Raw genomic sequence first — 26,284 nt, 5'->3', positions numbered from 1 at the left:
TTTTCCACCGGCGTCACTGCGAACCGAGGCGGTATCCACCATGACCTACTCGTTTACCGAGAAGAAGCGCATCCGCAAGGATTTCGGCAAGCGTCCTCCGGTGCTGGACGTTCCCAACCTGCTGACGATCCAGACCGATTCCTATCGCGACTTCCTGCAGCAGAATGTGCAGCCGAAGAAGCGTGAGGAGAAAGGTCTGCACGCGGCGCTGAAATCGGTGTTCCCGATTTCCAGCTATTCCGGCAACGCCGCGCTGGAGTACGTGGACTATCGCCTGGGCGAGCCGCCCTTCGACGAGCGCGAATGCCGCAACCGCGGCATGACCTACGGCGCGCCGCTGCGCGTGACCGTGCGCTTGGTCATCTACGACAAGGACAGCCCGGCCTCCAAGAAGACCGTCAAGTACATCAAGGAGCAAGAGGTCTACATGGGCGAAATGCCGCTCATGACCGAGACCGGCACCTTCATCGTCAACGGCACCGAGCGCGTCATCGTCTCGCAGCTGCACCGTTCGCCGGGCGTGTTCTTCGATCACGACAAGGGCAAGACGCACAGCTCGGGCAAGCTGCTGTTCTCCGCGCGCGTGATCCCCTACCGCGGCTCCTGGCTGGACTTCGAGTTCGACCCGAAGGACGCGTTGTTCACTCGTATCGACCGCCGCCGCAAGTTGCCGGTGACGGTGCTTCTGCGTGCGCTGGGCTACAACGACGAAGAGATCCTGGCGATCTTCTTCGAGCACAACGTGTTCCATCTGAATCAGAAGGAAGGCGCCACGCTGGATCTGGTCGCCGAGCGTCTGCGCGGCGAGACCCTGAACTTCGATCTGGTTGCCGATGGCGAGGTGCTGGTCGAGGCCGGCAAGCGCATCACCGCGCGCCACGTGCGTCAGCTGGCCAAGGCCGACGTCGACACGCTGGAGGTTCCGGACGACTACCTGATCGGCCGTATCCTGGCCGTGGACGTCGCCGACACCAAGACCGGCGAGCTGATTGCTTCGGCCAATGACGAGATCACCGAGGAACATCTGGAACTGTTCCGCAAGGCCGGCATCGAGACGCTGCCGACCCTGTACGTGAACGATCTGGATCGTGGTCCGTACATCTCCAACACGCTGCGCGTGGACCCGACCAAGACCCAGCTCGAGGCGCTGGTCGAGATCTACCGCATGATGCGTCCGGGCGAGCCGCCGACCAAGGAAGCGGCGCAGAACCTGTTCTTCAACCTGTTCTTCACCTTCGACCGCTACGATCTGTCGGCCGTCGGTCGCATGAAGTTCAACCGTCGCGTCGGTCGCGAAGACGTGATCGGCCCGAGTGTGCTGTTCGATCACAAGTACTTCTCCACGCGCAAGGACGAAGCCTCCAAGAAGCTGCTGGAAGAGCAGGGCGAGGGTTCGGACATTCTCGACGTGCTGAAGGTCCTGATCGACATCAAGAACGGTCACGGCCAGGTCGACGACATCGATCATCTGGGCAACCGTCGCGTGCGTTCGGTCGGCGAGATGGCCGAGAACACCTTCCGTATCGGTCTGGTGCGCGTCGAGCGCGCCGTGCGCGAGCGCCTGTCGCTGGCCGAGGCCGACAACCTGGGTCCGCAGGACCTGATCAACGCCAAGCCGGTGGCCGCGGCGGTGAAGGAGTTCTTCGGATCCTCGCAGCTGTCGCAGTTCATGGATCAGAACAACCCGCTGTCGGAAGTCACCCACAAGCGTCGCGTGTCGGCGCTGGGTCCGGGCGGCCTGACCCGTGAGCGTGCCGGCTTCGAAGTCCGCGACGTGCATCCGACCCATTACGGTCGCGTCTGCACCATCGAGACGCCGGAAGGCCCGAACATCGGCCTGATCAACTCGCTGGCCGTGTACGCCCGCACGAATCGCTACGGCTTCCTGGAGACGCCGTACCGCCGCGTCGTGAACGGCAAGGTCACCACCGACGTCGACTACCTGTCGGCGATCGAGGAGGGCGACCACGTCATCGCGCAGGCGAACTCGCCGCTCAACGAGGACGGCAGCTTCGTCGAAGGCTTCGTGTCCTGCCGTTTCCGTGGCGAATCCGAACTGCGTCCGGCGTCCGAAGTGGACTACATGGACGTTTCGACCATGCAGACCGTGTCGGTAGCCGCCGCGCTGGTGCCGTTCCTGGAGCACGATGACGCCAACCGCGCACTGATGGGCGCGAACATGCAGCGCCAGGCCGTGCCGACGCTGCGTTCGGAGAAGCCGTTGGTCGGTACCGGCATCGAGCGCCCGACCGCGCGCGATTCCGGTGTGACCGTGGCCGCCCGTCGCGGCGGCGTGATCGACCAGGTCGACGCCGGCCGTATCGTGGTCCGCGTCAACGAGGACGAGATCCAGGGCAACGACGCCGGCGTGGATATCTACACGCTGGTCAAGTACACCCGTTCCAACCAGAACACCAACCTGAACCAGCGTCCGCTGGTCAAGGTCGGAGACATCGTGGCCAAGGGCGACACCTTGGCCGACGGCAGCTCCACCGACATGGGCGAGCTGGCGCTGGGCCAGAACATGCTGGTCGCGTTCATGCCGTGGAACGGCTACAACTTCGAGGATTCCATCCTCATCTCCGAGCGCGTCGTGCAGGAAGACCGCTACACCTCGATCCACATCGAGGAGCTGACCTGCGTGGCCCGCGACACCAAGCTGGGTCCCGAGGAGATCACGGCCGACATCCCCAACGTGGGCGAACAGGCGCTGGCGCGTCTGGACGAGTCGGGCATCGTGTACATCGGTGCCGAGGTCAAGGCCGGCGACATCATGGTCGGCAAGGTCACGCCGAAGGGCGAGAGCCAGCTGACCCCGGAAGAGAAGCTGCTGCGCGCGATCTTCGGCGAGAAGGCGTCCGACGTGAAGGACAGCTCGCTGCGCGTGCCGCCGGGCATGGATGGCACCGTCATCGACGTGCAGGTCTTTACCCGCGACGGCATCGAGAAGGACAAGCGCGCCAAGCAGATCGAGGAAACCGAGCTCAAGCGCATCCGCAAGGATCTGGACGATCAGTTCCGCATCTTGGAAAGCGCGATCTACGATCGCATGCGCGAGAAGCTGGTCGGCAAGGTCGTCAGCAGCGCGCCGGCCGGTCTGAAGCGCGGTTCGGAGATCACCGACGAGTACCTCGACGGCCTGAAGAAGGACGAGTGGTTCAAGATCAACGTCAAGGACGAAGAGGCCGCCGAATTCCTGGAGCGTGGCGCCAAGCAGATCAAGGCGCACAAGGACGATTTCGACAAGCGCTTCAAGGAGAAGCAGGGCAAGATCACCGCCGGTGACGACCTGGCCCCGGGCGTGCTGAAGATGGTCAAGGTGTTCCTGGCCGTCAAGCGCCGCATCCAGCCGGGCGACAAGATGGCCGGCCGCCACGGCAACAAGGGTGTCGTGTCGATGATCGTCCCGGTCGAGGACATGCCGTATTCGGCCGACGGTCGTCCGGTGGACATCGTGCTGAACCCGCTGGGCGTGCCTTCGCGTATGAACATCGGCCAGATCCTGGAAGTGCATCTGGGCTGGGCCGCGAAGGGGCTGGGCGAGAAGATCGCCGGCATGCTCGACGCCAACGAGAAGGCCTCGAAGGTGCGCGAGTTCCTCAACGAGATCTACAACCACGACAGCGCCGAGTTCGGCAACCGCGTGAACCTGAAGTCCTTCAAGGATGCCGAGGTTCTCGAGTTGGCCAACAACCTGCGCGGCGGCGTGCCGATGGCGACGCCGGTGTTCGACGGTGCCGAGGAGCGCGAGATCAAGGCCATGCTGAAGCTGGCCGATCTGCCCGAATCGGGTCAGGCCACGCTGTATGACGGCCGCACCGGCGAGGCATTCGATCGCCCGGTCACGGTCGGCTACATGCACATGCTCAAGCTGAACCATCTGGTCGACGACAAGATGCATGCGCGTTCCACCGGTCCGTACTCGCTGGTCACCCAGCAGCCGTTGGGCGGCAAGGCGCAGTTCGGCGGCCAGCGCTTCGGTGAGATGGAAGTCTGGGCGCTGGAAGCCTACGGCGCGGCCTACACCCTGCAGGAAATGCTGACGGTGAAGTCCGATGACGTGCAGGGCCGCAACCAGATGTACAAGAACATCGTCGACGGCAATCACGAGATGGTCGCGGGCATGCCGGAATCCTTCAACGTGTTGGTGAAGGAAATCCGGTCGCTGGCGATCGACATCGAGCTGGACGAGACCAAGTAATCGGCGCGCGAGCGGAGAGAACCCCATGAAAGATTTGCTCAACCTGTTCAATCAGCAGCGTCAGCCGCAGGACTTTGACGCGATCAAGATCTCGCTGTCCTCGCCGGAGCTGATCCGGTCGTGGTCGTTCGGCGAGGTCAAGAAGCCGGAAACCATCAACTACCGCACCTTCAAGCCGGAGCGTGACGGCCTGTTCTGCGCCGCCATCTTCGGACCGGTGAAGGACTACGAGTGCCTGTGCGGCAAGTACAAGCGCATGAAGCACCGTGGCGTGGTCTGCGAGAAGTGCGGCACCGAGGTCACCCTGGCCAAGGTGCGCCGCGAGCGCATGGGCCACATCGAGTTGGCCAGCCCGGTCGCGCACATCTGGTTCCTGAAGTCGCTGCCGTCGCGCATCGGCCTGATGCTGGACATGACCCTGCGCGATATCGAGCGCATCCTGTACTTCGAGGCCTACGTGGTCGTCGACCCGGGCCTGACCACGCTGGAAAGCGGTCAGATGCTGTCCGAGGACCAGTACCTGGAAGCCGTCGAGGAGCACGGTGACGAGTTCGACGCCCGCATGGGTGCCGAGGCCGTCTACGAACTGCTGAAGGACCTCGATCTCAAGACCGAGGAAATGCAGCTCAAGGAAGCCATCGCGGCGACCAATTCCGAGACCAAGCTCAAGCGACTGACCAAGCGCATCAAGCTGGTCGAGGCGTTCCTGGAGTCGGGCAACAAGCCCGAGTGGATGATCATGACGGTGATGCCGGTGCTGCCGCCGGATCTGCGTCCGCTGGTGCCGCTGGACGGCGGTCGCTTCGCGACCTCGGATCTGAACGATCTGTACCGCCGCGTCATCAACCGCAACAACCGCCTGAAGCGTCTGCTCGACCTCAATGCGCCGGACATCATCGTGCGCAACGAGAAGCGCATGCTGCAGGAGTCGGTGGATGCGTTGCTGGACAACGGCCGTCGCGGCCGTGCCATCACCGGCACCAACAAGCGCCCGTTGAAGTCGCTGGCCGACATGATCAAGGGCAAGCAGGGCCGCTTCCGCCAGAACCTGCTGGGCAAGCGCGTCGACTACTCCGGCCGTTCGGTCATCGTGGTCGGCCCGACCCTGAAGCTGCATCAGTGCGGCCTGCCGAAGAAGATGGCGCTGGAGCTGTTCAAGCCGTTCATCTTCGCCAAGCTGCAGAGCCGCGGCCTGGCCACCACCATCAAGGCCGCCAAGAAGCTGGTCGAGCGCGAAGAGGCGGAAGTCTGGGACATCCTGTCCGAGGTCATCCGCGAGCATCCGGTGATGCTGAACCGCGCGCCGACCCTGCATCGTCTGGGCATCCAGGCGTTCGAGCCGGTGCTGATCGAAGGCAAGGCCATCCAGCTGCATCCGCTGGTCTGTACCGCCTTCAACGCCGACTTCGACGGCGATCAGATGGCCGTGCACGTCCCGCTGTCCATCGAGGCACAGCTGGAAGCGCGTGCCCTGATGATGTCCTCCAACAACATCCTGTCGCCCGCCAACGGCGAGCCCATCATCGTGCCGACGCAGGACGTGGTCCTGGGTCTGTACTACATGAGCCGCGAGCTGGTCGACGCCAAGGGCGCGGGCATGGTCTTCGCCAACGTGGCCGAAGTCCGCCGCGCCTACGAGAACCGTGCGGTCGAACTGCATGCGAGCGTTCGCGTGCGCCTGAAGCAGGTCGAGGTCGGCGAGGAAGGCGAGCGCACCGAGAAGGTCGAGCTGGTCCAGACCACCGTCGGTCGTGCGTTGCTGGCCGAGATCATGCCGGTGGGGCTGCCGTTCGAGCTGGCCAACACCGAGCTGACCAAGAAGGCCATCTCGCGCCTGATCAATGCCAGCTACCGCCGCCTGGGCCTGAAGGAGACCGTCGTCTTTGCCGACAAGCTGATGTACACCGGCTTCCGTCTGGCGACGCGCGCGGGCATCTCCATCGGCATCGACGACATGAAGATTCCGGAGGCCAAGAAGGGCATTCTTGCCGAGGCCGAGAAGGAAGTCGTCGAGATCCAGGAGCAGTACCAGTCGGGTCTGGTCACAGCCGGCGAACGCTATAACAAGGTCGTCGATATCTGGTCGCGTACCAACGAGCAGGTCGCCAAGGCCATGATCGACGGTATCGGCACCGAGAAGCGCGTCGATGCCGAGGGCAAGGAAGTCGACCAAAAGTCGATGAACTCGCTGTACATCATGGCCGATTCCGGCGCCCGTGGTTCGGTGGCGCAGATTCGTCAGCTGGCCGGCATGCGTGGTCTGATGGCGCGTCCGGACGGCTCGATCATCGAGACGCCCATCAAGGCCAACTTCCGTGAAGGCCTGAACGTGCTGCAGTACTTCAACTCGACCCATGGTGCTCGTAAGGGCCTGGCCGATACCGCGTTGAAGACCGCGAACTCCGGTTACCTGACGCGTCGTCTGGTCGACGTGGCGCAGGACGTGGTGGTGACCACCGAGGACTGTGGCACGACCGAAGGTCTGACCATGACGCCGATCGTCGAAGGCGGCGATGTGGTCGAGCCGCTGCGCGAGCGCGTGCTGGGCCGCGTGGTGGCCGAGGATGTGTATGCGCCGGGCGACGACAGCAACGACCCGATCGTCGAGGCCGGCACGCTGCTGGACGAGAAGCGGGTCGCCATGCTGGACGAGGCCGGCGTGCAGACCGTGCAGGTCCGTTCGCCGATCACCTGTGCGGCTTCGCACGGCGTCTGCGGCATGTGCTATGGCCGCGATCTGGCCCGTGGCCATCTGGTCAACATCGGTGAAGCCGTCGGCGTCATCGCTGCGCAGTCGATCGGTGAGCCGGGCACGCAGCTGACCATGCGTACCTTCCATATCGGTGGTGCCGCCTCGCGTGCCGCCGCGGTCGACAATGTCACCGTCAAGACCACGGGTACGCTGAAGTTCAACAACCTCAAGACCGTGCAGCACAGCCAGGGCCATCTGGTGGCCGTGTCGCGTTCGGGCGAGGTCAGCGTGCTCGACACGCAGGGTCGCGAGCGCGAGCGCTACAAGGTGCCCTACGGCGCTACCATCGACGTCAAGGACGGCGCGCCGGTCAAGGCCGGTCAGACGGTCGCGCAGTGGGATCCGCATACCCATCCGATCGTTTCGGAAGTGGCCGGTGTGGTCCGCTTCAGCGACTTCATCGACGGCGTTACCGTGCAGAGCCAGACCGACGAACTGACGGGTCTGGAAAGCGCGGTGGTGACCGATCCCAAGCGTCGCGGAACCGCGGCCAAGGATCTGCGTCCGATGGTCAAGCTGGAAGACAAGAAGGGCAAGGAGCTCAAGCTGCCCGGCACCGATGTTCCGGCGCAGTACTTCCTGCCGGCCGGCGCCATCGTGTCGATCCAGAACGGTGCCGAAGTCGGTGTGGGCGACGTGGTGGCACGTATCCCGCAGGAAACTTCCAAGACCCGCGACATCACCGGTGGTCTGCCGCGCGTGGCCGATCTGTTCGAGGCGCGCAAGCCGAAGGAGCCGGCCGTGCTGGCCGAGCGCTCCGGTGTGGTCAGCTTCGGCAAGGACACCAAGGGCAAGCAGCGTCTGGTCATCAAGGATGCCGATGGCAACGATCACGAGGAGCTGATTCCGAAGTGGCGTCATGTCATCGTGTTCGAAGGCGAGCACGTGGAGAAGGGCGAGACGGTTGTCGACGGCGAGCCGGATCCGCATGACATCCTGCGCCTGCTGGGTGTCGAGCAGCTGGCCGCCTACCTGGTCAAGGAGATCCAGGACGTCTACCGCCTGCAGGGCGTGAAGATCAACGACAAGCACATCGAGGCGATCATTCGACAGATGCTGCGCAAGGTCGAGATCACCGATCCGGGCGAGAGCACCTATCTCCGTGGCGAGCAGGTCGAGCGTCAGCGCTTCATCGAGGAAAACGAACGCATGGTCAAGCGCGATGAGCGCCCGGCCGAAGCGCAGTCGGTCCTGCTGGGTATCACCAAGGCCTCGCTGGCGACGGAATCGTTCATTTCGGCGGCTTCGTTCCAGGAGACCACCCGCGTGCTGACCGAGGCTGCTGTACGAGGAACGCGTGACACCTTGCGCGGGCTGAAGGAAAACGTTATAGTCGGCCGGCTAATCCCGGCGGGAACGGGTCTTGCCTATCACGCGCAACGTCAGCGCAGCGATGGCCTGACCGCTTCCGAGCTGGAAACTCTCTCCGGCAGCGGTTCCGAGGAATCCGCCGCCGCCGAGACCAGCGAGGCCGGTGCGGCAGACGGCGAGTAATAATCCGGCTGTCGACTACATACGAAATGAGGCGCACGGACGCGCCTCGTGTTCGAACTCAGGGAAGGTTAAGTGCTGCTTGCCATATGGGGGCAGTGCGTGTTAAATTTCCGCTTCTTGGCAGGCCGGATTGCACCGGTCTGCCTTTGTGTTTCTTAGGACAACTTTCGCATGGCGACGATCAACCAACTGGTTCGCAAGCCCCGCCGGCCGAAGAGCTACAAGAGCAATTCGCCGGCCCTGCAGAGCAGCCCGCAGCGACGTGGCGTCTGCACGCGTGTTTACACGACCACGCCGAAGAAGCCGAACTCGGCGCTTCGCAAGGTGGCCAAGGTCCGTTTGACCAATGGCTACGAGGTCATCAGCTACATCGGCGGCGAAGGCCACAACCTGCAGGAGCACTCGGTGGTCCTGATTCGTGGCGGCCGTGTCAAGGATCTGCCGGGTGTGCGTTATCACACCGTCCGCGGCAGCCTCGACTGCGCCGGCGTCACCAAGCGTCGTCAGGCGCGTTCCAAATACGGCGCCAAGCGCCCGAAGGGCTAAGCGAGGATTTGAAAGATGTCGCGTAAAGGTTCACATCCCGCTCGCGTGATCCTGCCGGATCCGAAGCACAGCAGCGAGCTGATCGCGCGCTTCATCAACATGGTGATGAAGAGCGGCAAGAAATCGACCGCCGAGACGATCGTCTACGGCGCACTGGGCCACATCGGCGAGAAGAATGCCGAGCCGGTGGCCCTGGTCGAGAAGGCGTTGGGCAACATCGCGCCGGTCGTCGAGGTGAAGTCCCGTCGTGTCGGTGGCGCCACCTATCAGGTGCCGGTCGAAGTGCGTCCGGGTCGTCGCATGGCGCTGGCCATGCGCTGGGTCATCGATGCCGCGCGCAAGCGCAGCGAGACGTCGATGCCGCGCAAGCTGGCTGCCGAGCTGCTGGACGCGTCCGAATCGCGTGGCGGCGCCATGAAGAAGCGTGAAGAGACGCATCGCATGGCCGAAGCCAACAAGGCCTTCTCGCACTACCGCTGGTAATCGCGGTAGTACGGATACACACGAGAATTTCGAGGAATCACCGTGGCACGCACCACTCCCATCGAGCGCTACCGCAACTTCGGCATCATGGCCCACATCGATGCCGGCAAGACCACGACGACGGAGCGCATCCTGTTCTACACCGGTGTCTCGCACAAGATCGGCGAGGTGCATGACGGTGCTGCCGCCATGGACTGGATGGAGCAGGAGCAGGAGCGTGGCATCACCATTACGTCGGCCGCGACCACCTGCTTCTGGCAGGGCATGGACCATTCGCTGCCGCAGCATCGCTTCAACATCATCGACACCCCGGGCCACGTCGACTTCACCATTGAGGTGGAGCGTTCGCTGCGTGTGCTCGACGGTGCGGTGTTCGTGCTGTGCGCGGTCGGTGGTGTGCAGCCGCAGTCCGAGACCGTGTGGCGTCAGGCCAACAAGTACGCGGTGCCGCGTATGGCCTTTGTCAACAAGATGGACCGCACCGGCGCCAACTTCGACAAGGTCGTTGACCAGCTGAAGACGCGCCTGGGTGCCCACCCGGTGCCGATGCAGGTGCCGATCGGTGCCGAGGACAACTTCGAGGGCGTGGTCGACCTGGTCAAGATGAAGGCCATCTACTGGGATATGGAATCCCAGGGCACCAAGTTCGAGTATCGCGACATTCCTGCCGAGCTGCAGGAAAAGTGCGACGCTGCCCGCGAGTTCATGGTCGAGTCCGCCGCCGAGACCAGCGAAGAGCTGATGAACAAGTACCTGGAGGAAGGCGAGCTTTCCCAGGAAGAGATCATCGCCGGTATCCGTCAGGGTACGTTGGACACCTCGCTGATTCCGGTGTTCTGCGGCACCGCTTTCAAGAACAAGGGTGTGCAGGCGCTGCTGGACGCGGTCATCGAACTGCTGCCGTCGCCGGCCGATCGTCCGCCGGTCGAAGGCATCGACGAGAACGAGCAGCCGGCCACGCGTACGGCTGACGACAAGGCTCCGTTCTCGGCGCTGGCGTTCAAGATCATGACCGATCCGTTCGTCGGTTCGCTGAGCTTCTTCCGCGTCTACTCCGGCGTGCTGAATGCCGGCGATCAGGTCTACAACCCGGTCAAGAGCAAGAAAGAGCGCGTGGGCCGCATCCTGCAGATGCACGCCAACGAGCGTCAGGAACTGAAGGAAGTCCGTGCCGGCGACATCGCCTCCGCGGTCGGCCTGAAGGACGTCACCACCGGTGACACGCTGTGCGATCAGGGCAACATCATCACCCTCGAGCGCATGGTGTTCCCGGAGCCGGTGATTTCCATGGCGGTCGAGCCGAAGACCAAGTCGGACCAGGAGAAGATGGGTATTGCCCTCGGTCGCCTGGCGCAGGAGGATCCGTCCTTCCGCGTGCGTACCGACGAAGAGTCCGGCCAGACGATCATCTCGGGCATGGGTGAGCTCCACCTGGACATCCTGGTGGACCGCATGAAGCGCGAGTTCAACGTCGAGGCCAATGTCGGCAAGCCGCAGGTCGCGTACCGCGAGACGATTCGCAAGGCCGTCACGCAGGAAGGCAAGTTCGTGCGTCAGTCCGGCGGTAAGGGCCAGTTCGGTCATGTGGTGCTGGAGATCGAGCCGCAGGAGCGTGGCGTCGGCTACGAGTTCGACAACAAGATTGTCGGCGGCGTGGTGCCGAAGGAATACATCCCGGCGGTCGACAAGGGTATCCAGGAAGCCATGGCCAACGGCATCATGGCCGGTTATCCGGTCGTGGACATCAAGGTGCGCTTGGTCGACGGTTCCTACCATGAAGTCGATTCGTCGGAAATGGCGTTCAAGATCGCGGGTTCGATGGGCTTCAAGGAAGGTTTCAGCAAGGCCGATCCGGTCCTGCTCGAGCCGATGATGAAGGTCGAGGTCGTCACGCCCGAGGAATACATGGGCGACGTCATGGGCGATCTGAGCCGCCGTCGTGGCCTGCTGCAGGGTTCCGATGACGGCCCGTCGGGCAAGGTGGTCAACGCGATGGTGCCGCTGGGCGAAATGTTCGGCTACGCGACCAGCCTGCGTTCGAGCACTCAGGGTCGTGCGACCTTCACGATGGAATTCGATCATTACGCCGAGGCGCCGAACAGCATCGCCGAAGAAGTGATGAAAAAGGCCTAAGGCCGGTTGTCTACACGAATCACAAGTACAAGTTCTTTCGAGGTTATTAAGTCATGTCCAAGGAAAAGTTCGAGCGAACCAAGCCGCACGTGAACGTGGGCACGATCGGTCACGTTGACCACGGCAAGACGACGCTGACGGCGGCGCTGACGAAGGTCGGTGCGGAGAAGTTCGGCGGCGACGTGAAGGCCTACGATCAGATCGACGGTGCGCCGGAAGAGAAGGCGCGCGGTATCACGATCTCGACCGCGCACGTTGAGTACGAATCCCCGACGCGCCATTACGCGCACGTGGACTGCCCGGGCCACGCCGACTACGTGAAGAACATGATCACGGGTGCGGCGCAGATGGACGGCGCGATCCTGGTGTGCTCGGCCGCGGACGGCCCGATGCCGCAGACGCGCGAGCACATCCTGCTGTCGCGTCAGGTCGGCGTGCCGTACATCGTGGTGTACCTGAACAAGGCCGACATGGTCGACGACGCCGAGCTGCTGGAGCTGGTCGAGATGGAAGTGCGCGAGCTGCTTTCCAACTACGACTTCCCGGGCGACGACACGCCGATCATCACCGGCTCGGCGCTGAAGGCGCTGGAAGGCGACGAGAGCGAGATCGGCGTGCCGTCGATCGTGAAGCTGGTCGAGGCGCTGGACAGCTGGATTCCGGAGCCGGAGCGCGACATCGACAAGCCGTTCCTGATGCCGGTCGAGGACGTGTTCTCGATCTCCGGTCGCGGTACGGTGGTCACGGGTCGTGTCGAGCGCGGCATCATCAAGGTGGGCGAGGAAGTCGAGATCGTCGGCATCCGTCCGACCACCAAGACCACCGTCACCGGTGTGGAAATGTTCCGCAAGCTGCTGGATCAGGGGCAGGCGGGCGACAACGTGGGTCTGCTGCTGCGCGGCACGAAGCGTGACGAAGTCGAGCGCGGTCAGGTTCTGGCCAAGCCGGGTTCGATCACCCCGCACACGAAGTTCGAGGCCGAGGTGTACGTGCTGTCGAAGGACGAGGGTGGTCGTCACACGCCGTTCTTCAAGGGCTACCGCCCGCAGTTCTACTTCCGCACGACCGACGTGACGGGTGCCTGCGAGCTGCCGGAAGGCGTCGAGATGGTGATGCCGGGCGACAACGTGAAGATGAAGGTCGAGCTGATCGCGCCGATCGCGATGGACGAAGGCCTGCGCTTCGCGATCCGCGAAGGTGGCCGCACCGTCGGCGCCGGCGTCGTCGCCAAGATCTTCGAGTAATTGCAAGACCGCGGGACCGGAGCCTCGCGCTCCGGTCCCGAATCACGGCATCGGTGAGAAGCCGCTGTCATTCCAAGTTGTAGAAACGTTCTTTCGATAAACAGGACACGGTTATGGCGAACCAGAAGATTCGCATTCGGCTCAAGGCCTACGATCATCGTTTGATCGATCGTTCCGCCGGCGAGATTGTCGAGACGGCCAAGCGCACCGGCGCCACGGTTCTCGGCCCCATCCCGCTGCCGACCAAGATCGAGCGCTACACCATTCTTACGTCGCCGCACGTCGACAAGGATGCGCGCGATCAGTACGAGACCCGTACGCACAAGCGAGTGCTCGACATTGTCGACCCGAACGACAAGACCGTGGACGCGCTCATGAAGCTTGACCTCGCCGCTGGCGTGGACGTTCAGATCAAGCTCGGTTGAGCGATAGACAGGATACGAAGATGAGTATCGGACTGGTTGGCCGCAAATGCGGCATGAGCCGGATCTTCACCGAAGACGGCACGTCGATCCCGGTGACGCTGATCGAAGCGACCCCGAATCGCGTGACGCAGGTGAAGACCGAAGACAATGATGGCTACAGCGCCGTCCAGGTGACCGCGGGCGCCAAGCGCGCGTCCCTGCTGACGAAGCCGGCCAAGGGGCATTACGCCAAGGCCAAGGTCGAGCCGGGTCGTGGTCTGTGGGAATTCCGCGTCAGTGCCGAGGACGTTGCCAAGTACGAAGTGGGCAGCGAAATCAAGGTTGACGACATTTTCGAAGCCGGTCAGGTGGTCGACGTTGCGGGTGTGAGCAAGGGCAAGGGCTTTGCCGGCACCATCAAGCGTCACAACTTCCGTGGCCAGGACAACACGCACGGCAACTCGCTGTCGCATCGCGTCCCGGGTTCGATCGGTCAGAACCAGACGCCGGGTCGCGTGTTTCCGGGCAAGAAGATGTCCGGCCACATGGGTGCCGTGCGTCGTACTGCCCAGGGCCTGCAGGTGGTCAAGGTCGACGCCGAGCGTCACCTGATCGCGATCAAGGGTGCTGTCCCAGGTGCGACCGGCGGTGATGTCATCGTCCGCGCGACGGCGAAGGGTTGAGGAGAAACGGCATGGAACTGAATGTGACTGGCGCCAAGCCGATGAAGGTCTCCGAAGCCGTGTTCGGCGCGGAGTTCCGTGAACACCTGATTCATCAGGTTGTGGTGGCCTACCAGGCTGCCGGCCGTTCCGGCACCAAGGCGCAGAAGACGCGCTCGGAAGTCAGCGGCACGACCAAGAAGTCCAAGCGCCAGAAGGGCGGCGGTGCGCGCCACGGTGCGTTGACTGCGCCGATCTTCGTCGGCGGTGGCGTGACCTTCGCGGCGAAGCCGCGCAGCTTCGAGCAGAAGGTCAACCGCAAGATGTATCGCGGCGCGCTGCGCTCGATCGTGGCCGAGCTGAACCGCAAAGACCGCTTCAAGGTGGTCGAGGATTTCGGTCTCGATTCCGCCAAGACCAAGGCTATGGCTGCGAAGTTGGCCGAGCTGGAAGTCAGCGGTCGTGTACTGCTGGTGTCCGAGAATGCCAGTGAGGAACTGTATCTGGCGGCGCGCAACATCCCGTATGTGCACGTCGTCGACGTTGCCGCCCTGAATCCGGTCAGCCTTGTCGGTGCCGATTACGTGGTGGCGACGGTCGAGTCGGTGAAGAAGCTCGAGGAGTGGCTGGGATGAGCAACGAACGCATTCTCAATACGCTGCGTGGCCCGCACATCTCCGAGAAATCGGCGCTGCTCGGCGAGCACAACCAGTATGTTTTCGTGGTCGCGCCGGACGCGACCAAGGCTGACGTCAAGGCGGCTGTGGAAAACCTCTTCGACGTGACCGTCGAGCGGGTGAATATCGTCAACGGCAAGGCCAAGACCAAGTCGTTCCGCTTCCGCACCGGCAAGCGCCAGGGCAAGCGCAAGGCCTACGTCCGTCTCGCCGATGGCCAGACCATCGACGTGTCGGCGGCCTGATCCAGGAGTTGAATTTCGATGGCACTGATCAAACTCAAGCCAACCTCTGCAGGACGCCGTTCCACGGTGCGCGTGTCCACGCCGGGTCTGCACAAGGGCGCGCCGTACGCGGCGTTGACCGAGGCGCAGTCCCGCACCGGTGGCCGCAACCACCATGGTCGCATCACCACGCGTCATCGCGGCGGTGGTCACAAGCAGCTGTATCGCATCATCGACTTCAAGCGCAACAAGATCGGCATTGCCGCTCGCGTCGAGCGCCTGGAGTATGATCCGAACCGTACCGCGCACATCGCGCTGGTCTGCTACGCCGATGGTGAGCGCCGCTACATCATCGCGCCGAAGGGTCTGGAAGTGGGCGACCGCATCCTGGCCGGTAGCAACGCGCCGATCAAGCCGGGCAACAGCCTGCCGCTGCGTAACATCCCGGTCGGCACCACGGTGCACTGCATCGAGCTGAAGCCCGGCAAGGGCGCGCAGATCGCTCGCAGCGCTGGTGCCTCGGCACAGCTGGTCGCCCGCGAGTCGGCGTACGCCACCCTGCGCCTGCGTTCGGGCGAGATGCGTCGCGTCTCGATCGAGTGCAGCGCGACGATCGGCGAAGTCGGCAACAGCGAGCACAGCCTGCGCAAACTCGGCAAGGCCGGCGCTAAGCGCTGGAAGGGCATTCGCCCGACCGTCCGCGGTGTCGCGATGAACCCGGTCGACCATCCGCACGGCGGTGGTGAAGGCCGTACCTCCGGTGGCCGTCATCCGGTCAGCCCGTGGGGCACGCCGACCAAGGGTTACAAGACCCGTAACAACAAGCGCACGCAGCAGTTCATCGTGCGCCGCCGCAGCAAGAAGTAAAGGGAGACGATCATGCCGCGTTCTTTGAAGAAAGGTCCGTTCGTCGACCTGCACCTGCTGAAAAAGGTGGAGGTCGCCTCCGCCGCCAACAATCGGCGTCCGATCAAGACCTGGTCGCGTCGCTCCATGGTCCTGCCGGAAATGGTCGGCCTGACCATTGCCGTTCACAACGGTCGCCAGCATGTCCCGGTGCTCATCAACGAGAACATGGTCGGGCATAAGCTCGGCGAGTTCGCGGTGACGCGCACCTTTAAGGGCCATTCCGGCGACAAGAAGTCGAAATGACGATGGATAGCACGATGGAAGCCAAAGCGATCCTGCGCAGTGCGCGCATCTCGGCGCAGAAAGTGCGTCTGGTGGCCGACATGGTCCGCGGCATGCCCGTGGGCAAGGCCGAAGGCCTGCTCGAGTACACCAACAAGAAGGCTGCGCACCTGGTGCGCAAGGTGCTGCTGTCCGCCGTCGCCAACGCCGAAAACAATCTCGGTGCCGATGTCGACGAGCTGAAGGTGGCGCGCATCTTCGTGGATGAGGGCCCGACCATGAAGCGCATGCATGCACGCGCCAAGGGTCGTGGTTCGCGCATCCTGCGCCGTACCAGCCACATTACTGTCGTCGTCGGCGACTGATACGAGGACGAAAACGATGGGTCATAAAGTTCATCCCACCGGCATCCGCCTCGGCATTTCCAAGGACTGGAATTCCAAGTGGTATGCCAACAAGGGCCACTATGCCGAGTATCTGGCCGCCGACCTGAAGGTCCGCGATCTGCTGAAGACCAAGCTGAAGCAGGCCGGCATCTCGCGCATCCAGATCGAGCGTCCCGCCAACAACGCGCGCATCACCATTCACACGGCTCGTCCGGGTGTGGTGATCGGCAAGAAGGGCGAGGATATCGAGAAGCTGCGTCAGCAGGTGACCAAGGTGATGGGTGTTCCCACCCACATCAACGTCAGCGAAGTGCGCAAGCCGGAACTGGACGCGCAGCTGGTCGCCGAGTCGATCGCCAACCAGCTCGAGCGCCGCATCATGTTCCGCCGCGCCATGCGTCGCGCCGTCGGTAATGCCGTGCGCCTGGGCGCCTTGGGCATCAAGGTGCACGTCGCCGGCCGCCTGAACGGCGCCGAGATCGCGCGTTCCGAGTGGAGCCGCGAGGGCCGTGTGCCGCTGCATACCCTGCGTGCGGACATCGATTACGGTTTCGCCGAGGCGCACACCACCTACGGTGTGATCGGCATCAAGGTCTGGGTCTACAAGGGTGAGATCTTCGATCTGGAAGCCGCCGAGGAAGCGAAGGACGAAAAGCCGTCCGGTCGTCGCGAGGGCGGTGAAGGCCGCCGCGCTCGGGCTGCGAAGTAAGGAGTCACAGTCATGTTGCAACCCAAGCGAACCAAGTACCGCAAGGTGCACAAGGGCCGTAACCGCGGCCTGAGCAACAACTCGAACCTCGTCAGTTTCGGCGAGTTCGGTTTGAAGGCGACCACCCGCGGCCAGCTCACAGCGCGCCAGATCGAAGCGGCCCGCCGCTGCATCACGCGCTACGTCAAGCGTGGCGGCAAGCTCTGGATCCGCGTGTTCCCGGACAAGCCGATCACCAAGAAGCCCATCGAAGTGCGTATGGGTTCGGGTAAGGGCAACGTCGAGTTCTGGGTCGCCCCGATCCAGCCCGGTCGCATGCTCTATGAAATCGAGGGCGTCGACGAGCAGACCGCTCGTGAAGCCTTCCGTCTGGCGGCTGCCAAGCTTTCGGTGCAGACCCAGTTTGTGACCAGGGCGGTGATGTGATGGCTATCAACGACATTCGTGAAAAATCGGTGGAGGAGCTCAAGGAGCACCTGCTCGAGCTGCGCAAGGAGCAGTTGAACCTGCGCATGCAGCAGGGTTCCGGTCAGCTTTCCCAGCCGCATCAGCTGCGCCGTGTTCGGCGCGACATCGCCCGCACGAAATTCGTGCTGGGCGAGAAGAAGTAAGGACCGCCGACATGAGCGAGAATCAGAAAACAGCACGCAGCCTGCAGGGGCGCGTGATCAGCGACAAGATGGCCGATACGGTCACCGTCCTGATCGAGCGTCAGGTGCAGCATCCGGTCTTCGGCAAGATTATTCGCCGTTCCACCAAGCTGCACGTGCACGACGAATCCGGTGCGCGTGAGGGCGACGTGGTGCGCATCGAAGAGTGCCGGCCGCTTTCCAAGACCAAGCATCATCGCGTGGTCGAAATCGTTTCGCGTGCGGAACAGTAAGGCGAGGGTGCAGACATGATCCAGATGCAAAGCACGCTTTCCGCGGCTGACAACAGCGGTGCCCGTGAACTGATGTGCATCAAGGTGCTGGGTGGCTCCAAACGCCGTTATGCCCGCATCGGCGATGTCATCAAGGTGACCGTCAAGGACGCCATCCCGCGCGGCAAGGTGAAGAAGGGCGAGGTGTACAATGCCGTCGTCGTGCGTACCGCCAAGGGTGTGCGTCGTACCGATGGCTCGCTGATCCGTTTCGACGGCAACGCAGCGGTGCTCCTCAACAACAAGCTCGAGCCGATCGGCACCCGTATCTTCGGACCGGTTACCCGTGAGCTGCGCAGCGAACGATTCATGAAGATCGTTTCGCTGGCACCGGAAGTGCTCTGAGCGGAGGCCTAGACTATGAACCGTATTCAGAAGGGTGATCACGTCATCGTGACCACCGGCAAGAACAAGGGGCAGCGCGGCGATGTCCTGCGTATGGCGGGAGATCGGGTGTTCGTTTCGAACGTCAACCTGGTCAAGCGCCACACCAAGGGCAATCCGCAGGATCCCCAGGCTCCGAGTGGCATTATCGAGCGCGAAGCCTCGATCCACATCTCCAACGTGATGCTGTTCAACCCCGCCACCAACAAGGGTGAGCGCGTGGGTACCAAGACGCTCGAGGATGGGCGCAAGGTCCGCGTGTACCGCTCGAGTGGCGAGGTCGTGGACGTGTAAGGACGAAATCATGACGCGCCTTGAAAATTTCTACAAAGAGCAAGTAGTTCCGAAGCTGATCGAGCGTTTCGGCTACGACAACGTGATGCAGGTTCCGCGCATCACCAAGATCACGCTGAACATGGGCGTGGGTGAAGCCGTGGGCAACAAGAAGGTCCTCGAAAACGCCGTGGCCGACATGGCCAAGGTGTCCGGCCAGAAGCCGGTGACGACCAAGGCTCGCGTGTCCGTTGCCTCGTTCAAGATCCGTGACGGCTGGCCGATCGGTTGCAAGGTGACCCTGCGCCGCGCCCGCATGTACGAGTTCCTCGACCGCCTGGTGAACGTTTCGCTGCCGCGCGTCCGCGATTTTCGCGGCGTCAACGGCCGTTCGTTCGATGGTCGCGGCAACTACAACATGGGCCTGAAGGAGCAGATCATCTTCCCCGAGATCGACTACGATCAGATCGACGCGATCCGGGGCATGGATATCTCCATCACCACGACCGCCAATACCGACGAGGAAGCCAAGGCACTGCTCGAAGCCTTCAGTTTCCCGTTCCGTAACTGACCTTAGGTACAGACATGGCCAAGACCTCCATGGTTGAGCGCGACGTCAAGCGCGCCAAGCTCGTCGCGAAGTACGCCGAGAAGCGTGCGGCGCTGAAGAAGATCGTGCTGAATCCGGAATCCTCCTACGAGGAGAAGATGGAAGCGCAGGCGAAGCTGCAGAAGCTGCCGCGTGATTCCAGCCCGGTTCGCCAGCGCAACCGCTGCGCCCTGACCGGTCGCCCGCGTGGCGTCTACCGCAAGTTCGGCCTGGGCCGCAACAAGCTGCGCGAGGCCACCATGAGTGGCAACGTGCCCGGCCTGCGCAAGGCCAGCTGGTAAACATCGCTCGCCATAGCGGTTCAAGTACTGCTATACTCGCGGGTCTGCCCGGCACGGTCTTCCGTGTCCGGGCATTACAATCGAAGATTTCCGGTCAACGGATATCGGTGCACCCTCAAAGGTTTGACTTATGAGCATGACTGATCCCATTGCCGACATGTTCACGCGGATCCGCAACGCCCAGGCTATGGGCAAGGCGACCGTGAGCATGCCGGCTTCCAAGCTGAAGGCGGCCATCGCCGACTTGCTGAAGAACGAGGGCTACATCCTCGGCAGCAAGGTGGAACAGGGCGATTCCAACAAGCCCGTTCTCGAAGTCCAGCTGAAGTATTTCGAAGGCCGTCCGGCCATCGAGCGCATCCAGCGCATCAGCCGTTCGGGTCTGCGCGTGTATCGCGGCAAGGACGAACTGCCGCAGATCATCGGCGGCCTGGGCATTTCCATCATCTCGACCTCCGCCGGTCTGTTGACCGATGCACAGGCCCGTACCAAGGGTCTGGGCGGCGAAGTGCTCGGCTTGGTGGCATAAGGGAGGATCGACATGTCTCGTATTGCCAATGCGCCGATCACCCTGCCGAAGGGCGTGGAATTCAAGTCCGATGATAGCGGCGTCACCGTCAAGGGTCCGAAAGGCACCCTGTCGCTGCACGCACTGCCGGGCGTCATCATCAACAACGAGGACGGCACCCTGCGTTTCTCGATCGCCGATGGCGGTGAGGTCAAGTTCGCGGGTACGGCCCGCGCCCTGGTCGCCAACATGGTCAAGGGTGTTACCGACGGATTCGAGCGCAAGCTGGAGCTCGTTGGCGTCGGTTACCGTGCCTCGATGCAGGGCAAGAGCCTGAACCTCAGCGTCGGTTATTCCCATCCGGTGGTCTTCGAGGCTCCCGAGGGCATCACCATCGAGACCCCGACCCAGACCGAAGTGCTGGTGAAGGGTGCCGATAAGCAGCGCGTGGGTCAGGTGGCCGCCAAGATTCGTTCGGTGCGCCCGCCGGAGCCGTACAAGGGCAAGGGCGTCCGCTATGCGGGCGAGCGTATCAGTCTGAAGGAAGCCAAGAAGGCGTAATGCCGCTGCGGGCCGTTCGGTCCGAGCGTTGTAAAGCCGATCCGTTTCCAGGAGTAGCAAGATCGTGGATAAGAATTCCGCCCGTCTGCGCCGTGCCAAGTCCACGCGCGCACACATCCGCAAGCTGGCCGTGCCGCGCCTGACGGTGCATCGCTCGGGCAAGCATCTGTACGCCCAGGTCATCGATGCGACTGGCGGCAAGGTCGTGGCGGCTGCCTCGACCCTGCAGAAGTCGATCAACGAGGGCCTGGAAGGCACGAAGAACCTGACTGCCGCGGCCGCGGTGGGCAAGGCTGTTGCCGAACGTTCCATCGCCGCTGGTGTCGACAGTGTGGCGTTCGACCGTTCGGGCCTGAAGTATCACGGTCGTATCAAGGCGATTGCCGATGCGGCGCGTGAGGCCGGCCTGAAGTTCTGATGTTTCACGGCACGTGGTTTCGGTCCGGCTGGCCACGTGCAGTGTTCGACCATAACAAGAACGACAACAACTCCAAGCGGCTGCGGCCGTAATCTACAAGTCCCGAAATCGTTTCGGGCACGACAGGAAAAGACATGTCTTCGAGTGATCGTGACAATTCGGACGGCCTGCTCGAGAAGCTGATCGCCGTCAATCGTGTGGCCAAGACCGTGAAGGGTGGCCGCCAGATGAGCTTCACCGCACTGACCGTGGTCGGTGACGGCGAGGGTCGCGTGGGTTTCGGCTATGGCAAGGCGCGTGAAGTGCCGCTGGCCATTTCCAAGGCCATGGATCGTGCCCGCCGCAACATGGTGAAGATCGATCTCAACAACGGCACCCTGTGGTATGCCATCAAGGCCAACCACGGCGCGGCGCGTGTGTACATGCAGCCTGCCGCCGAGGGTACCGGTGTCATCGCCGGCGGCGCCATGCGCGCTGTGCTGGAAGTGGTCGGTGTGCGCAACGTGCTGGCCAAGGCCGTCGGTTCGCGCAACCCGATCAATCTGGTTCGCGCCACGATCAACGGCCTGAAGGCGGTTGCTTCGCCGGCGCAGGTCGCGGCCAAGCGCGGCAAGACTGTGGAAGAGGTGCTGGGCAATGGCTAAGAGCAATGCAACCGTTCGCGTGCGCCTGGTGAAGGGCCTGCGCGGAGTGCAGCAGCGTCATCGTCTGAGCGTGAAGGCCCTGGGCCTGAACAAGCTCAATGACGTGCGCGAACTGAAGGATAGCCCGCAGGTGCGTGGCCTGATCAACAAGGTCTACTACCTGGTCCGGGTCGAGGAGTAAGCGATCATGCGTCTGAATACGATCAAGCCGTCCAAGGGCTCGCGCCCGGCCCGCACCCGAGTGGGGCGTGGCATCGGTTCCGGCCTGGGCAAGACCGGTGGCCGCGGCCACAAGGGTCAGCACGCCCGTTCCGGTGGTTATCACAAGGTGGGCTTCGAGGGCGGTCAGATGCCGCTGCAGCGTCGCCTGCCGAAGGTGGGTTTCCGCTCGCTGAAGAAGGCCGATACCGAGCAGGTATTCCTGTATCAGCTGGCCAGCGTGAAGTCCGACACCATCGACTTCGCCACGCTGCGTGAAGCGGGTCTGGTCAGCAATCGCGCCAAGAAGGTCAAGATCGTGCTGCAGGGCAGCATCGATCGCGCGGTCAAGCTGTCCGGCGTTCTGGCCACGGCCGGCGCCAAGGCTGCCATCGAGGCAGCCGGCGGAAGCGTGGAGTAAGGCGTGGCCGGTGCGCAGGGCAACAGCATGCTGGGTTCGCTCGGTCGCCTGACCGAGCTGCGTCAGCGCATCTTCTTCGTGATCGGTGCGCTGGTGGTCTTTCGTCTGGGGTCGTTCATCCCCGTGCCGGGTGTGAACCCGGAAGCGATGAGCAGCTTCCTGAATCAGCAGGGTGGCCTGTTGGGCATGTTCAACATGTTCTCGGGCGGTGCGCTGGGCCGTTTCTCGGTCTTCGCGCTGGGCGTGATGCCTTACATCTCTGCATCCATCGTGGTGCAGATGATGGGGTCGGTTCTGCCGAGCCTGCAGCAGCTGAAGAAGGAAGGCGAGGCAGGACAGCGCAAGCTGACGATGTACACGCGCATCGGCACCGTCGGTCTGGCTGCATTCCAGGCGTTCGGCATCGCCGTCGCTCTGCAGAAGCAGGTGGGCGCTGGCGGTATCCCGGTGGTCTACATTCCGGGACCCGGCTTCGTGTTGTCGGCCGTGATCGGTCTGACCGCGGGCGCCATGTTCCTGATGTGGCTCGGCGAGCAGATGACGGAGCGCGGTGTGGGCAACGGCATCTCGCTGCTGATCTTCGCCGGTATCGTCGCGGGTCTGCCTGCCGCGGTCATGCATACGCTGACCATGGCGAACAACGGTGAACTCTCGATTCTGCGCGTGTTCATGGTCATCGCGGTGGTGCTGGGCGTGACGGCGTTCGTGGTGTTCATGGAGAAGGCGCAGCGGCGCATTACCGTGAACTATGCGCGACGTGGCGGTGGTCGTCAGGGTTACCAGAACCAGACCTCGCATCTGCCGCTGAAGATCAACATGTCGGGCGTGATCCCGCCGATCTTCGCGTCGAGTCTGATTATGTTCCCGGCCACGGCTGCCGCCTGGATGGGAACCAGCAACAAGTCGCACTGGCTGACCTCGCTGACCACTGCGTTGTCGCCCGGCGAGCCGCTGCACGATGTGCTGTATGCCGCGCTGATCCTGATCTTCGCGTTCTTCTACACCGCGATCGTGTTCAACTCGCAGGAAACGGCCGACAATCTGAAACGTTCGGGTGCCTTGATTCCGGGTATCCGCCCGGGCCGCAACACCGCCAACTACATCGACGGTGTGATGACGCGACTGACCACGGTTGGTGCGATCTATCTGGTGCTGGTCTGTCTGGTGCCGACGTTTCTGCAGAATGCATGGCATGTCCCGTTCTACTTTGGCGGTACGTCCCTGCTGATCGTGGTGGTCGTGGTGATGGACTTCACGGCTCAGATCCAGGCCCATCTGGTCAGCCACCAGTACGAAAATCTGCTCAAGAAAGCCAATCTCCGTCGCAACTGAGACTGAGCTATTGGCACGGGGAGAAAGCCGGGTTGCCGCGTGCGGTACCCGTAGGGCTTTCTGTTTGATGAAATAAAGGTTAGAATTGCGCGTTTACCGCGCACGTTACGTAATCGGAGAGAACAGCTCATGGCGCGCATTGCGGGTGTCAACCTGCCGGTCCACAAGCATGTCTGGATCGGTCTGCAGAGCATTTATGGTATCGGGCGTACCCGGTCCATGAAGGTCTGTGCCGAAGCCGGCGTGGAACCCACCACGCCGATCAAGTCGCTCAGCGAAGGCGAGATCGAAAAGCTTCGCGCCGAAGTCGGCAAGTACATCATCGAAGGCGATCTGCGCCGTGAGATCGGCATGTCGATCAAGCGACTGATGGATCTGGGCTGCTACCGCGGTCTGCGCCATCGTCGTGGTCTGCCTGTCCGTGGTCAACGCACCAAAACGAATGCGCGTACCCGCAAGGGCCCGCGTCGTCCGATCAGGAAGTAAACGGATTCCAAGTTATGGCAAAGCCGGTTAAGAGCAAGAAGAAGGTCAAGCGCGTCGTCACCGACGCGATCGCCCATGTGCAGGCGTCCTTCAACAACACCATCGTCACCATCACCGACCGTCAGGGCAATGCGTTGTCCTGGGCGACCGCCGGTGGTGCCGGTTTCCGTGGTTCGCGCAAGTCCACGCCGTTCGCCGCGCAGGTCGCTGCCGAGCGCGCCGGTCGTGCCGCGCAGGACTACGGTGTGAAGACGGTAGAAGTGCGCATCAAGGGCCCGGGTCCGGGTCGCGAGTCCGCCGTGCGTTCGCTGAACGCGCTGGGCTACAAGGTTCTGAACATCACCGACGTCACGCCGATTCCGCACAACGGCTGCCGTCCCCCGAAGAAGCGTCGCGTCTAAGGAGCACATCATGGCCCGATATCGTGGAGCCACCTGCAAACTGGCGCGCCGTGAAGGTGCTGACCTGGGTCTGAAGAGCCCGGCCCGCGCGCTCGATTCCAAGTGCAAGCTGGAGAACAAGCCCGGCCAGCACGGTGCCAATCGCCGCATGCGCCAGTCGGACTACGCCGGCCAGCTGCGCGAGAAGCAGAAGGTCAAGCGCATCTATGGCGTGTTGGAACGTCAGTTCCGCAACTACTACGCCAAGGCGTCCTCGCTGAAGGGCAACACCGGCGAGAACCTGCTGCGTCTGCTGGAAAGCCGTCTCGATAACGTCGTCTACCGCATGGGTTTCGCGGTGACACGTTCGCAGGCTCGTCAGCTGGTCGCGCACAAGGGCGTCATGGTCAACGGCAAGAAGGTGAACATTCCTTCCTACCAGGTTCGCGAAGGCGACGAGATCTCCCTGACCGAGCGCGCTCAGAAGCAGCTGCGCGTGCAGGAAGCCTCGACGCTGGCCGACAGCATGGACCTGCGTCCGATGTGGGTCGACGTGGACACCAAGAAGTTCGCCGGTGTGTTCAAGTCGGTGCCGGATCGCGGTGATCTGCCGTCCGACATCAACGAAAGCCTCATCATCGAGCTTTACTCGAAGTAAACCAATTACCGGAGCCGTACATGGCAGTTTCGTCTACAAGCGTGCTGCGGCCGCGCGGCCTCAGTGTCGAGCAGCTCGGCGCCAACCACTCCAAGGTGGTGGTTGAGCCGCTCGAGCGTGGCTTTGGCCACACTCTGGGCAATGCCCTGCGTCGCGTGCTGCTCTCCTCCATCCCGGGCTCGGCAATCATCGAGGTCGAGATCGATGACGTCCTGCACGAGTACACCACGCTCGAAGGTCTGCAGGAAGACGTGATCGAAGTCCTGCTGAACCTGAAGGACGTCGCCATTCGCCAGCACAGCGGCGATGAAGTCGTCCTGACCCTGTCCAAGAAGGGCAAGGGCGTGGTCACTGCTGGCGACATCACCGTCGATCACACCGTGGAGATCGTCAATCCGGATCATGTGATCTGCCATCTGACCAAGGACATCGCGCTGAACATGCGTCTGAAGGTCCGCAAGGGTCTGGGTTACCAGCCGGTCAGTGCACGTCAGAATCCGGACGATGAGGCCCAGCCGATCGGCCGCTTGCAGCTGGATGCGTCCTTCGCGCCGGTGCGCCGTGTGGCCTACGAGGTCGACGCCGCCCGCGTGGAACAGCGTACCAACCTGGACAAGCTGATCCTGGACATCGAGACCAACGGCACCATCGACGCCGAGGAAGCGGTGCGCAAGGCGGCTGAGATCCTCAACGACCAGCTGTCGATCTTCGGCGACTTCTCGCAGCGCGAGAGTGACGAGGGCGAGGCCGAGCAGGCCGGGTTCGATCCGCTGCTGCTGCGTCCGATCGACGATCTGGAGCTGACCGTGCGTTCGGCCAACTGCCTGAAGGCCGAGAGCATCTACTACATCGGCGATCTGGTGCAGAAGACCGAGGTCGAGCTGCTCAAGACCCCGAACCTGGGCAAGAAGTCCCTGACCGAGATCAAGGATGTGCTGGGTGCGCGTGGTCTGGCCCTGGGCATGAAGCTGGAAAACTGGCCGCCGCCGGGCCTCGTGCACGGCATGCAGCTGGGCTAAAAGCTGCTTCTTCCAAGGTTGCGGAAGATTGTGATCTTGGCAGTGTTTATTCGTGCAATTGTCCCTGATTGCCGCAGTAGGACCAAGTCGGCCAGAGCGTGTAGTGCGCTCTGGCTGATGCATCAGAAGCGGCCATCCATGGC

32 protein-coding genes are annotated in these 26,284 nt (G+C 62.8%); all 32 read left to right on the top strand.

Features of this window, described 5'->3' with window-relative positions:
- The first annotated feature begins 40 nt into the window (after positions 1-40).
- The 32 genes from rpoB (at position 41) to rpoA (ending at position 26,141) form a co-directional block, all read left to right on the top strand.
- Complete coding sequence (rpoB, locus tag BTJ49_RS01055) at positions 41-4,201, top strand: DNA-directed RNA polymerase subunit beta (protein WP_113063518.1); 4,161 nt, start codon at positions 41-43, stop codon at positions 4,199-4,201.
- A 25-nt stretch (positions 4,202-4,226) separates the two neighbouring features.
- Positions 4,227-8,447: a DNA-directed RNA polymerase subunit beta' gene (rpoC, locus tag BTJ49_RS01050; RefSeq protein ID WP_113063517.1), complete on the top strand. Its 4,221-nt coding sequence runs from the start codon at positions 4,227-4,229 to the stop codon at positions 8,445-8,447.
- Between the two features lie 171 nt (positions 8,448-8,618).
- A complete protein-coding gene (gene rpsL / locus BTJ49_RS01045; RefSeq protein WP_043101834.1) occupies positions 8,619-8,993 on the top strand; it encodes a 30S ribosomal protein S12 in 375 nt (124 codons plus the stop codon).
- Positions 8,994-9,008: 15 nt separating this feature from the next.
- Positions 9,009-9,476, top strand: coding sequence for a 30S ribosomal protein S7 (gene rpsG, locus BTJ49_RS01040; protein WP_113063516.1), 468 nt, complete (start codon positions 9,009-9,011; stop codon positions 9,474-9,476).
- Positions 9,477-9,518: 42 nt separating this feature from the next.
- A complete protein-coding gene (gene fusA / locus BTJ49_RS01035; protein WP_113063515.1) occupies positions 9,519-11,609 on the top strand; it encodes an elongation factor G in 2,091 nt (696 codons plus the stop codon).
- A 53-nt stretch (positions 11,610-11,662) separates the two neighbouring features.
- Positions 11,663-12,853 (top strand): elongation factor Tu, encoded by a 1,191-nt coding sequence (gene tuf / locus BTJ49_RS01030; protein WP_113063514.1) that lies wholly within the window; start codon positions 11,663-11,665, stop codon positions 12,851-12,853.
- A 113-nt stretch (positions 12,854-12,966) separates the two neighbouring features.
- On the top strand, positions 12,967-13,278 hold the full coding sequence (gene rpsJ, locus BTJ49_RS01025) for a 30S ribosomal protein S10 (RefSeq protein ID WP_043101825.1): 312 nt from the start codon (positions 12,967-12,969) through the stop codon (positions 13,276-13,278).
- Positions 13,279-13,298: 20 nt separating this feature from the next.
- Positions 13,299-13,940, top strand: a complete 642-nt coding sequence (rplC, locus tag BTJ49_RS01020) for a 50S ribosomal protein L3 (RefSeq protein WP_113063513.1) — start codon at positions 13,299-13,301, stop codon at positions 13,938-13,940.
- An 11-nt stretch (positions 13,941-13,951) separates the two neighbouring features.
- Positions 13,952-14,554, top strand: coding sequence for a 50S ribosomal protein L4 (gene rplD, locus BTJ49_RS01015; protein WP_113063512.1), 603 nt, complete (start codon positions 13,952-13,954; stop codon positions 14,552-14,554).
- Positions 14,551-14,841, top strand: a complete 291-nt coding sequence (rplW, locus tag BTJ49_RS01010) for a 50S ribosomal protein L23 (protein WP_113063511.1) — start codon at positions 14,551-14,553, stop codon at positions 14,839-14,841. Before rplD ends, rplW begins: the two co-directional genes overlap by 4 nt.
- Positions 14,842-14,859: 18 nt before the next feature.
- Positions 14,860-15,687: a 50S ribosomal protein L2 gene (gene rplB / locus BTJ49_RS01005; RefSeq protein ID WP_113063510.1), complete on the top strand. Its 828-nt coding sequence runs from the start codon at positions 14,860-14,862 to the stop codon at positions 15,685-15,687.
- A 12-nt stretch (positions 15,688-15,699) separates the two neighbouring features.
- Positions 15,700-15,972 (top strand): 30S ribosomal protein S19, encoded by a 273-nt coding sequence (gene rpsS, locus BTJ49_RS01000; RefSeq protein WP_043101808.1) that lies wholly within the window; start codon positions 15,700-15,702, stop codon positions 15,970-15,972.
- Positions 15,973-15,986: 14 nt separating this feature from the next.
- Positions 15,987-16,316 carry a 50S ribosomal protein L22 gene (gene rplV, locus BTJ49_RS00995; RefSeq protein WP_113063982.1) on the top strand — a complete coding sequence of 110 codons (330 nt, stop codon included), beginning with the start codon at positions 15,987-15,989 and terminating at the stop codon, positions 16,314-16,316.
- A 16-nt stretch (positions 16,317-16,332) separates the two neighbouring features.
- Complete coding sequence (gene rpsC / locus BTJ49_RS00990) at positions 16,333-17,046, top strand: 30S ribosomal protein S3 (RefSeq protein ID WP_113063509.1); 714 nt, start codon at positions 16,333-16,335, stop codon at positions 17,044-17,046.
- Between the two features lie 12 nt (positions 17,047-17,058).
- Positions 17,059-17,472, top strand: a complete 414-nt coding sequence (gene rplP, locus BTJ49_RS00985; protein ID WP_113063508.1) for a 50S ribosomal protein L16 — start codon at positions 17,059-17,061, stop codon at positions 17,470-17,472.
- Positions 17,472-17,657, top strand: coding sequence for a 50S ribosomal protein L29 (gene rpmC / locus BTJ49_RS00980; RefSeq protein WP_113063981.1), 186 nt, complete (start codon positions 17,472-17,474; stop codon positions 17,655-17,657). The genes rplP and rpmC overlap by 1 nt, the downstream gene beginning before the upstream one ends.
- Positions 17,658-17,668: 11 nt before the next feature.
- Positions 17,669-17,929 carry a 30S ribosomal protein S17 gene (gene rpsQ, locus BTJ49_RS00975; protein ID WP_113063507.1) on the top strand — a complete coding sequence of 87 codons (261 nt, stop codon included), beginning with the start codon at positions 17,669-17,671 and terminating at the stop codon, positions 17,927-17,929.
- Between the two features lie 15 nt (positions 17,930-17,944).
- Complete coding sequence (rplN, locus tag BTJ49_RS00970) at positions 17,945-18,313, top strand: 50S ribosomal protein L14 (RefSeq protein WP_113063506.1); 369 nt, start codon at positions 17,945-17,947, stop codon at positions 18,311-18,313.
- A gap of 15 nt (positions 18,314-18,328) precedes the next feature.
- The gene (gene rplX, locus BTJ49_RS00965; protein ID WP_113063505.1) at positions 18,329-18,646 is read left to right on the top strand and encodes a 50S ribosomal protein L24; all 318 of its coding nucleotides are present in this window, start codon (positions 18,329-18,331) and stop codon (positions 18,644-18,646) included.
- A gap of 7 nt (positions 18,647-18,653) precedes the next feature.
- Positions 18,654-19,196: a 50S ribosomal protein L5 gene (gene rplE, locus BTJ49_RS00960; RefSeq protein ID WP_206098359.1), complete on the top strand. Its 543-nt coding sequence runs from the start codon at positions 18,654-18,656 to the stop codon at positions 19,194-19,196.
- Positions 19,197-19,210: 14 nt separating this feature from the next.
- Complete coding sequence (gene rpsN / locus BTJ49_RS00955; protein ID WP_113063503.1) at positions 19,211-19,516, top strand: 30S ribosomal protein S14; 306 nt, start codon at positions 19,211-19,213, stop codon at positions 19,514-19,516.
- 130 nt (positions 19,517-19,646) lie between these two features.
- Positions 19,647-20,045: a 30S ribosomal protein S8 gene (gene rpsH / locus BTJ49_RS00950; protein WP_113063502.1), complete on the top strand. Its 399-nt coding sequence runs from the start codon at positions 19,647-19,649 to the stop codon at positions 20,043-20,045.
- 12 nt (positions 20,046-20,057) lie between these two features.
- Entirely contained in the window at positions 20,058-20,585 is a 528-nt protein-coding gene (gene rplF, locus BTJ49_RS00945; protein WP_113063501.1) for a 50S ribosomal protein L6, read from the top strand.
- 64 nt (positions 20,586-20,649) lie between these two features.
- On the top strand, positions 20,650-21,003 hold the full coding sequence (gene rplR, locus BTJ49_RS00940; protein ID WP_113063500.1) for a 50S ribosomal protein L18: 354 nt from the start codon (positions 20,650-20,652) through the stop codon (positions 21,001-21,003).
- A 134-nt stretch (positions 21,004-21,137) separates the two neighbouring features.
- The gene (gene rpsE, locus BTJ49_RS00935) at positions 21,138-21,647 is read left to right on the top strand and encodes a 30S ribosomal protein S5 (RefSeq protein ID WP_113063499.1); all 510 of its coding nucleotides are present in this window, start codon (positions 21,138-21,140) and stop codon (positions 21,645-21,647) included.
- On the top strand, positions 21,640-21,828 hold the full coding sequence (gene rpmD, locus BTJ49_RS00930) for a 50S ribosomal protein L30 (protein WP_113063498.1): 189 nt from the start codon (positions 21,640-21,642) through the stop codon (positions 21,826-21,828). The genes rpsE and rpmD overlap by 8 nt, the downstream gene beginning before the upstream one ends.
- Before the next feature lie 6 nt (positions 21,829-21,834).
- Positions 21,835-22,266, top strand: coding sequence for a 50S ribosomal protein L15 (gene rplO, locus BTJ49_RS00925; RefSeq protein ID WP_113063497.1), 432 nt, complete (start codon positions 21,835-21,837; stop codon positions 22,264-22,266).
- A gap of 3 nt (positions 22,267-22,269) precedes the next feature.
- Complete coding sequence (secY, locus tag BTJ49_RS00920) at positions 22,270-23,598, top strand: preprotein translocase subunit SecY (protein WP_113063496.1); 1,329 nt, start codon at positions 22,270-22,272, stop codon at positions 23,596-23,598.
- 129 nt (positions 23,599-23,727) lie between these two features.
- Positions 23,728-24,084, top strand: a complete 357-nt coding sequence (gene rpsM, locus BTJ49_RS00915) for a 30S ribosomal protein S13 (RefSeq protein WP_113063495.1) — start codon at positions 23,728-23,730, stop codon at positions 24,082-24,084.
- 14 nt (positions 24,085-24,098) lie between these two features.
- A complete protein-coding gene (rpsK, locus tag BTJ49_RS00910) occupies positions 24,099-24,485 on the top strand; it encodes a 30S ribosomal protein S11 (protein ID WP_113063494.1) in 387 nt (128 codons plus the stop codon).
- Positions 24,486-24,495: 10 nt separating this feature from the next.
- The gene (gene rpsD, locus BTJ49_RS00905; protein WP_113063493.1) at positions 24,496-25,122 is read left to right on the top strand and encodes a 30S ribosomal protein S4; all 627 of its coding nucleotides are present in this window, start codon (positions 24,496-24,498) and stop codon (positions 25,120-25,122) included.
- Between the two features lie 20 nt (positions 25,123-25,142).
- Positions 25,143-26,141, top strand: a complete 999-nt coding sequence (rpoA, locus tag BTJ49_RS00900; RefSeq protein ID WP_113063492.1) for a DNA-directed RNA polymerase subunit alpha — start codon at positions 25,143-25,145, stop codon at positions 26,139-26,141.
- Positions 26,142-26,284 lie beyond the last annotated feature (143 nt).

It is taken from the genome of Oleiagrimonas sp. MCCC 1A03011, assembly GCF_003267965.1.
Classification (GTDB): Bacteria; Pseudomonadota; Gammaproteobacteria; order Xanthomonadales; family Rhodanobacteraceae; genus Oleiagrimonas; species Oleiagrimonas citrea.
The sequence above is the reverse complement of the archived record's forward strand: the minus strand, read 5'-3'. Positions and strand labels throughout refer to the sequence as shown.

Bases quoted from the DNA above. Each gene is read 5' to 3' on its own strand.
- rpoB (WP_113063518.1), top strand. From the start codon at position 41: ATGACCTACTCGTTTACCGAGAAGAAGCGCATCCGCAAGGATTTCGGC.
- rpoC (WP_113063517.1), top strand. From the start codon at position 4,227: ATGAAAGATTTGCTCAACCTGTTCAATCAGCAGCGTCAGCCGCAGGAC.
- rpsL (WP_043101834.1), top strand. From the start codon at position 8,619: ATGGCGACGATCAACCAACTGGTTCGCAAGCCCCGCCGGCCGAAGAGC.
- rpsG (WP_113063516.1), top strand. From the start codon at position 9,009: ATGTCGCGTAAAGGTTCACATCCCGCTCGCGTGATCCTGCCGGATCCG.
- tuf (WP_113063514.1), top strand. From the start codon at position 11,663: ATGTCCAAGGAAAAGTTCGAGCGAACCAAGCCGCACGTGAACGTGGGC.
- rpsJ (WP_043101825.1), top strand. From the start codon at position 12,967: ATGGCGAACCAGAAGATTCGCATTCGGCTCAAGGCCTACGATCATCGT.
- rplC (WP_113063513.1), top strand. From the start codon at position 13,299: ATGAGTATCGGACTGGTTGGCCGCAAATGCGGCATGAGCCGGATCTTC.
- rplD (WP_113063512.1), top strand. From the start codon at position 13,952: ATGGAACTGAATGTGACTGGCGCCAAGCCGATGAAGGTCTCCGAAGCC.
- rplW (WP_113063511.1), top strand. From the start codon at position 14,551: ATGAGCAACGAACGCATTCTCAATACGCTGCGTGGCCCGCACATCTCC.
- rplB (WP_113063510.1), top strand. From the start codon at position 14,860: ATGGCACTGATCAAACTCAAGCCAACCTCTGCAGGACGCCGTTCCACG.
- rpsS (WP_043101808.1), top strand. From the start codon at position 15,700: ATGCCGCGTTCTTTGAAGAAAGGTCCGTTCGTCGACCTGCACCTGCTG.
- rplV (WP_113063982.1), top strand. From the start codon at position 15,987: ATGGAAGCCAAAGCGATCCTGCGCAGTGCGCGCATCTCGGCGCAGAAA.
- rpsC (WP_113063509.1), top strand. From the start codon at position 16,333: ATGGGTCATAAAGTTCATCCCACCGGCATCCGCCTCGGCATTTCCAAG.
- rplP (WP_113063508.1), top strand. From the start codon at position 17,059: ATGTTGCAACCCAAGCGAACCAAGTACCGCAAGGTGCACAAGGGCCGT.
- rpmC (WP_113063981.1), top strand. From the start codon at position 17,472: ATGGCTATCAACGACATTCGTGAAAAATCGGTGGAGGAGCTCAAGGAG.
- rpsQ (WP_113063507.1), top strand. From the start codon at position 17,669: ATGAGCGAGAATCAGAAAACAGCACGCAGCCTGCAGGGGCGCGTGATC.
- rplN (WP_113063506.1), top strand. From the start codon at position 17,945: ATGATCCAGATGCAAAGCACGCTTTCCGCGGCTGACAACAGCGGTGCC.
- rplX (WP_113063505.1), top strand. From the start codon at position 18,329: ATGAACCGTATTCAGAAGGGTGATCACGTCATCGTGACCACCGGCAAG.
- rpsN (WP_113063503.1), top strand. From the start codon at position 19,211: ATGGCCAAGACCTCCATGGTTGAGCGCGACGTCAAGCGCGCCAAGCTC.
- rpsH (WP_113063502.1), top strand. From the start codon at position 19,647: ATGAGCATGACTGATCCCATTGCCGACATGTTCACGCGGATCCGCAAC.
- rplF (WP_113063501.1), top strand. From the start codon at position 20,058: ATGTCTCGTATTGCCAATGCGCCGATCACCCTGCCGAAGGGCGTGGAA.
- rpsE (WP_113063499.1), top strand. From the start codon at position 21,138: ATGTCTTCGAGTGATCGTGACAATTCGGACGGCCTGCTCGAGAAGCTG.
- rpmD (WP_113063498.1), top strand. From the start codon at position 21,640: ATGGCTAAGAGCAATGCAACCGTTCGCGTGCGCCTGGTGAAGGGCCTG.
- rplO (WP_113063497.1), top strand. From the start codon at position 21,835: ATGCGTCTGAATACGATCAAGCCGTCCAAGGGCTCGCGCCCGGCCCGC.
- rpsM (WP_113063495.1), top strand. From the start codon at position 23,728: ATGGCGCGCATTGCGGGTGTCAACCTGCCGGTCCACAAGCATGTCTGG.
- rpsK (WP_113063494.1), top strand. From the start codon at position 24,099: ATGGCAAAGCCGGTTAAGAGCAAGAAGAAGGTCAAGCGCGTCGTCACC.
- rpsD (WP_113063493.1), top strand. From the start codon at position 24,496: ATGGCCCGATATCGTGGAGCCACCTGCAAACTGGCGCGCCGTGAAGGT.
- rpoA (WP_113063492.1), top strand. From the start codon at position 25,143: ATGGCAGTTTCGTCTACAAGCGTGCTGCGGCCGCGCGGCCTCAGTGTC.